Below are 1,054 nucleotides of genomic sequence, written 5' to 3'. Positions count from 1 at the left end.
TGACGCTGAGCGGCACGGAGGGGCTGGGGTCGGAGGTTGGGGTGAATGTAGGCGCGGACAGCGCGCTGACGCTGGCGGGGCTGAGCGGCTTTAACCAGGCGCTGACCGGCGGCGGGGCGCTGAACATCAGCAACGCGAACCGCGACTTCCGCTTTGGCGCCAACGCCGGCAACCAGTTCGCCGGCCGGGTGAACCTGAGCAACGTGCTTTTTAACCTGTCGGGCGACAACGGCGCGGCGCTGGGCAAAGCGACCCTGCTGATCGGCAGGGAAGCGACGGTCAGCGTGGGCGCGGGCGCGCAGGCGACGGGGAGCCTGACGCTGGGCGGCGGCACGACAGTGTTTGCGGAGGGCGGCAGCCTCACCACCGGCACGCTCGCCATTACGGATAGCAGCGCCATTCAGGTAACGCCGGACGATGTAACCACCGGGAACCTGTTAGATCAGGACGACGGAACGCAGCGCCGGCTGGTGAGCAGCAGCAATACGCTGGATGAGGATGCGCTGGCAAAACTGACGCTGCAAAACACACAGGGTGAAGCGCTGGGCGACGGCGCCGTGATTGCCATAACGCAAAATAATGGCGAAGTAGCCACGGGTACTTACAACTATGCGCTGACGGGGGTGGGCGGCGGACTGACCGTCACCGCACAGCTCATTAAACTGGCTCTGGCGTCGGGCAAGACGCTGGCGCTGGACACGGCGGGAGCCAGCTCAAAGATCTTTAGCGCGCAGATCAGCGGCGCTGGCGGCCTGGCGCTGAACGCCGCCGGCGGGACGCTGACGCTGAGCAATGCGGAAAATAACTACACCGGCGCGACGTCAATTGACGCCGGCACGGTGGTGGCGGGCAGCGACAGCGCGCTGGGGAACACCGCGCAGCTGACCACGGCGGCGGGCGCGGCGTTTAACCTCAGCGGCCGGGCCCAGACGCTGGGGGCGCTGACCAACAACGGCGCGGTGACCCTCGGCGAGAACGGCGCGCTGACCAGCGGCGCGCTGGCCAATGGCGGCACGGTGGACATCGGCGGCGGCGCGCTGACGCTGACGGACGG

1 protein-coding gene is annotated in these 1,054 nt (G+C 67.7%); it reads left to right on the top strand.

Annotation, left to right across the window (positions count from 1 at the left end; translation table 11 throughout):
* A partial coding sequence (locus tag BS626_RS17975) for an autotransporter-associated beta strand repeat-containing protein (protein ID WP_371328519.1) occupies window positions 1–1,054 on the top strand: 1,054 nt, incomplete at both ends.

Origin of the sequence: Pantoea sp. 1.19 (assembly GCF_001922585.1) — a bacterium.
Classification (GTDB): Bacteria; Pseudomonadota; Gammaproteobacteria; order Enterobacterales; family Enterobacteriaceae; genus 1-19.
The sequence above is the reverse complement of the archived record's forward strand: the minus strand, read 5'-3'. Positions and strand labels throughout refer to the sequence as shown.